6 protein-coding genes are annotated in these 5,718 nt (G+C 27.8%); all 6 read left to right on the top strand.

Annotation, left to right across the window (positions count from 1 at the left end):
* Positions 1 to 766: sporulation protein (locus NSA58_RS14825; RefSeq protein ID WP_257560633.1), on the top strand; the 766-nt coding region annotated here is incomplete at its 5' end.
* A gap of 437 nt (positions 767 to 1,203) precedes the next feature.
* Complete coding sequence (locus NSA58_RS14820; RefSeq protein WP_161791891.1) at positions 1,204 to 1,344, top strand: class I SAM-dependent methyltransferase; 141 nt, start codon at positions 1,204 to 1,206, stop codon at positions 1,342 to 1,344.
* Between the two features lie 153 nt (positions 1,345 to 1,497).
* Positions 1,498 to 2,412, top strand: a complete 915-nt coding sequence (locus tag NSA58_RS14815) for a DUF2935 domain-containing protein (RefSeq protein WP_074078980.1) — start codon at positions 1,498 to 1,500, stop codon at positions 2,410 to 2,412.
* A 211-nt stretch (positions 2,413 to 2,623) separates the two neighbouring features.
* Entirely contained in the window at positions 2,624 to 3,421 is a 798-nt protein-coding gene (locus NSA58_RS14810) for a DUF975 family protein (protein WP_039678395.1), read from the top strand.
* Between the two features lie 344 nt (positions 3,422 to 3,765).
* A complete protein-coding gene (locus NSA58_RS14805; RefSeq protein WP_257560632.1) occupies positions 3,766 to 4,284 on the top strand; it encodes a folate family ECF transporter S component in 519 nt (172 codons plus the stop codon).
* Between the two features lie 430 nt (positions 4,285 to 4,714).
* Complete coding sequence (locus tag NSA58_RS14800) at positions 4,715 to 5,704, top strand: CPBP family intramembrane glutamic endopeptidase (protein WP_074429281.1); 990 nt, start codon at positions 4,715 to 4,717, stop codon at positions 5,702 to 5,704.
* The last annotated feature ends 14 nt before the right edge of the window (positions 5,705 to 5,718 follow it).

Genomic DNA, 5,718 nt, shown 5'->3' with positions numbered 1-5,718 from the left:
CAACAAGGTTATGGCATCAGCACTTGGTATAGGTGGTGCAAAAATAGATACAATAGTTCATACTAAAAACATAGTGCCAGGAAAAAGAATTGAAGGTATATGCAAAATAAAAGGTGGTAACATAGAACAATATATAAATGATATATCCATAGGTGTTTATACTAGCTATAAACAAGAAGTAGATGATAATACTATAAGCAAAGTACAACGTATCCAAGAGCATATTATAAAAATAGATAAAAATATACTTCCTGATGAAATACATGAAGTTAAATTTAGCTTTATACTATATAAGAGAGTTCCTGTTACTATTCATAAATCAAAAGTATGGTTATCAACTTATTTAGATATAAAAAGTGGTAAGGATACATCAGATAGAGATTATATAAACGTAGGATTTAATGATTATATGCAAAATGTTGTAGATGCCATATCAGAGCTAGGATTTTCTCTTAGAGAAGTAGAAAACGAATACTGCAAATCTAAGTTGAATGGTTTTAATTTTGTTCAGGAGTTTGAATTTGTACCAATAAGAGGCAGTTTTAGAAATAGATTGGACGAACTGGAGTTAGTTTTCATACCGACAAATACTCATGTGGACATACTTTTAGAAGTTGATAGAAAAGTTAGAGGTCTTATGAGTTTTATAAGTGAATCCATGGGCTTAGATGAATCAAAGCTAAGAATTAGATTGGAGAACTCTAGAAAATATAGCGTAGATGAAATTAAGAATGAAATAGAAAGATTACTGAAAAAATATTCATAAACATTTTAATATATCATGAAGTAATATATTATTATTTATTTTTAGAACTATATTTAATAATGAATTAACTAAAGAAAATCAGTATGCAAAGAGGAAAGCTATATAAAATTACAAAAATATGTATATAAATTTAAAAGTGTGTGCATAATTTAGAAGTACCGAAATTTTCTTTATTCATAGATTACACTAAGGGTTTATAAAATATTAAAAAAGCTTGGAAAGCAGATATCCAGGCTTTTTTTGTTGAATAAATTTTATTAAATATAAATGGGCATATATTTATTTGAACATAAATTATACAGAAGTATTTATGTACTGTTAAGATTGCAATAATTGATACAAAATAAGAATATACTGATTACTGATAATAAGAAAGGTGATAATTTATGAGAAATAATAAATAGGATGATAAAAAATTTTTTGATAAATATAGTAAAATGACAAGATCAGTATATGGTTTACAGGGAGCTGATGAATGGCAAACTTTTAAAAATATGTTTCCAGATTTAGAAGATAAAAGAGTACTAGATTTAGGTTGTGGTAAAGTTAGGTTAAATACTCAACATGTTAACATATAGTAAAACCGTATTACTAATAAGTGATACGGTTTATTATTATAAATTTTTATACAATATTTTAGCTAATTATTATGAAACTAGTAAATAGCCTTTTATCATTAATAAACACTGCAATGCATAGAATTTAGAAAAAAGTATTTTAAGGGGGACATTATGATAAACGATCAAAGATATGCTATTCTGTCACTTGAGCTACACTTATTTTTTTCTAGGATAATGAAAGAACATTCACTTTTTTTAGAGGCTGGATTCACACCTAAAGATTCAGAATTTGCCAAGAGAGCAGAGCACTATAAAAATGAATTTGAGAAATTATTATCATATACAGTAAGTGCTAGTAATGGAATAATAAGACCGATTGTTTTAAATTCGGGTGAAATTATAACTGATTTTACACTAGGGACAGAAGCTAAGACTCAAGCATTAACAGGTATAGGGATAAATCAAAGTATAACTGAAATGGAATCAAAATTACGTAGTGGTCAAAATCCTCAGGTTAGCTCTAATTTAGTAAACTATGTAAATCAACTTAATACGAATGCAAAAATGCTTCTTAATGGGCTTATCAAGTTTAAGAAGAGAATATTAGACGGCGTTTTATCATGCAATTTATTTACTGTTAATTATCCCTTACTTATTGAACATATAACTCGTGAAGCTGAGTTATATTATTCATTAATAGATGACCTTCAAAATAGAGTTGATATTGATTCTAAAGATGCTAGAGAAACTGAATTATTCTGGGATAAAATTATGATGGAACATTCACTTTTTATAAGGGGACTACTTGATCCTTCAGAAGATGACTTAATTGAAACTGCAGATGAATTTGCAGATACATTTAAGGATTTACTTGAAGAGGCTCAGAATATGACTAGTATGACTATAAACAGTGTTACAAATCAAACTTTAAATCAAACTGTTCAACTTAAGAATTTTAAACAAGCAGGTACAGAAGGGATTGCTAGCTGCAAAATTAGATCTATAATACTGCCTCTTCTTGGAGATCATGTGTTAAGAGAAGCCAATCATTATATTAGACTGCTAGAAACTTATAAACAAATGTAGTTGATGTGTATAATAAAGGGCCGTATCATAAGTAAGTGATACGGTTTTTATATGAAATTATTAATTAATGTATTTATATCATTCAATAACTAAGTTTTGCTCTTCATAGTTTATACAACGATTTATCTAAAATGATACAAAATTGTAAGATTATACAAATCAATTATAATATATAATCATATCAATAGCATATCAAACAGGAGGAAATAATATGTGGGAAAGAAAACAGCTAAAAGAAAGTGCAAAAATTACTTTTAAAAGGTTCTATTGGAAAGCAGTACTTGTAAGTTTTATAGCATTTATGTTAACAGGAGGAATGAGCCAAGTAGTTAATAGTGCAAGTGACTTACAAGATACATATAACAGTTCTTATAGTGAAAACTACACAGAAGAATACGAGGATGAATATTCAGAATTAGAGGATGCAGGAACAGGGATAATTGAAGACTTATTTGCAAATGGCTTAGTCTTATTTTTTGTGAATGCAATTATATTAGTTTTAATTTTAAGTCTACTTATTAAATTATTCATAGCTTACCCTGTGGCAATAGGAAAGAACAATTACTTTATGGGAATTAGAGAAGAAGAAAAACCTATAAAAACTATATTGTCTGCGTATAAAAGCGGAAAACTTAAAAGTTCAGTATTCACAATGTTTACGATGGATATATTCATATATTTGTGGTCATTATTACTTTTAATACCTGGGATAGTGAAATCTTATGAGTATAGAATGATACCTTATATATTAAGTGAAAATCCAAATATAAGCAGAAAAAGAGCTTTTGAAATAAGTAAAAACATGATGAATGGTAATAAATGGAGTACTTTTGAATTAGACTTATCTTTTATAGGTTGGCATATATTATCAATATGTACCTTAGGCTTACTTTCAATTTTTTATGTAAATCCATATGTGGAAAGTACAAATGCAGAACTATACGCTTATCTTAGAGAAGATGCTCTAGAAAAGGGATATGCACAAGAAAGTGAATTAATTGGATTTTAGTTGAATAAAGTTAAGGGTGGAGTAATACTTCACCCTTAATTTATTTATTAGGAAATTATACTAGTTTTAATATCAAATATGCAAAATGAGTATGACTTTGTGCTACAATACTATTGGAAGTTAAAGTAGTAACAAAATAGTATAATCATCATTTGTTATTGACGTCTATCTACTTAAAACAAATATAACATATTTATATTTGTACAACTTCAAGAGGTTATTTAAATTTAGAAGATAGATTATATCAAATGATAATCATAAACATAAAAGCATCATAAAAAATCATTGATACCTCCACACACAGATCACTTATTTGTGTGCTAGCTAAACTTAGGAGGAAATTTATGAATAAAAGGTTTGATGTTAAAAAATTAGTACAAATAAGTTTATTGATAGCTTTACAAATTATCTTAACTAGATTCTGCTCAATACAAACGCCAATAGTAAGAATAGGATTTGGTTTTGTAGCTGTTGTTGTAACTGCTATTATGTATGGTCCAATTTGTGCAGGTGTAGCCAATGGCATAGCTGATATTATAGGTACTATTTTATTCCCAACGGGAGCTTACTTCCCAGGGTTTACTCTTACTGCAATTTTATCGGGGGTAATTTATGGTGTATTTTTATATAAGAAGCCTATTACTTGGGCTAGAATAATAGGTGCATCCATAGCTATAAACATTGGATTAAACTTATGTCTTAATACATACTGGTTGTCTATTCTAATGGGAAAAGGATTTATGGCATTGTTGCCAATACGTATAATGAAGGAACTTATTATGATACCAATAAAAGTTATAATAATAGGTATTGTTTGGAAGAAGATTATCATAAAATTACCTAAATTTTCACAAGCTATATAGGTAAAATATGTAGTAGGCCAACCACTGCGAATTTAGATGAAATAAAATGGTTGTAGTTAAAATAGCTAGGAATTGGAGCAAAGTCTATCAAATTTAATTAAATAACTTTATGTAGTACCCAGTGCCTATGAGATTCTTATAGGCACTTTTTTAAGTTGAAGGGATAAACTTTTATTTATAACTTGACAATAAAAATAGTAATGAGGGATTAAATGCCATTAAAAAATTGTTTAAAAGAATATAGAGCTAAGATTAATGTAAAATAGACTGAAATGGGCAACTTGATTGTAGTATGGAAATAGATAGAATTATAATTCTTGACTCCTGGTATAAAATGGAATACAATCATTTTAAATACATAGGAACTCGAGGTATTGAAATATGTATTATGTTGATATCTAAAAATTATATAAAATGGAGGGGATATACTATGAGTAAAGATGCTAACACCATTAAGAAAGAAATTAAAAAATTTTTATTAATCAACTTTGGTCTTATTGCTTTCATATCTATATTCTTATTTCTTTCTTCAACAAAACAAAATGCCAGTGAGTTTGCTGTAAACTTTGCAGGACTATTTATGTACATACCAGCATTTTCAACAATTGTTGTGTTAAAAAAATTTTCTGATTATAAATTTAAACAAGAGATAGATAAATTCTTTAAGGTATTTGCCATAGCTACACTTGTAAGAATAGTTATTACCATAGGAGAAACATTTTTACTAAGTAGTATATGGATATCTTCACTTTTAGATACTTTTGTATCTGCATATCTTTTATATTTTGTATTAGTAAATAGTCACGAAATGAGAGATATAAACCTGTGTCTTGGTAAAAATTCTAAAAAAGTTGCTACTGTAATATTAATATTTGTAATACTTATTGTAGCTAGTAATATACCAGAAATTATCAAAGGACAAGTAAATGTTGACAAGCTGGCAGAAAATCTTGTAATTGCCATGATAAGTTTAATTACTAATTTCTTAATAGGGTTTAATTTATTCTTTGGAGAAGAATTTGGTTGGAGATATTTTTTACAACCTAGATTACAAAAGCTTTATGGTAAAAGATTTGGTGTAATAATTCTAGGTTTTATATGGGGAATTTGGCATGCCCCACTTTGTTTTATACTTTATAGTCCTAAGACACCTGTTTACTGTGTAATCGGTCATGTGGCTACTTGCATATTCTTAGGTATATTCTTAGGATATGCTTATATGAAAACAGGAAATGTGTGGGCTCCAATGCTTATACACATGGTTAACAATGTTATCGGTATCATATTTGGTGGAGGATATACGGCAGTATACACATTGGAAACTCTTTTATATAGTATTTTAATTTATGCAATATTCTTCATGCCATTTTTGCTTACTAAGGAATATAAAGCAAATAAATTTAAGCTAGTAAAATCTTAAACAATATTTTAAAT

Source organism: Terrisporobacter muris, assembly GCF_024621905.1.
Classification (GTDB): domain Bacteria; phylum Bacillota; class Clostridia; order Peptostreptococcales; family Peptostreptococcaceae; genus Terrisporobacter; species Terrisporobacter muris.
Note: the sequence above shows the minus strand (reverse complement) of the source record. Positions and strands in the feature narration are given on the sequence as shown.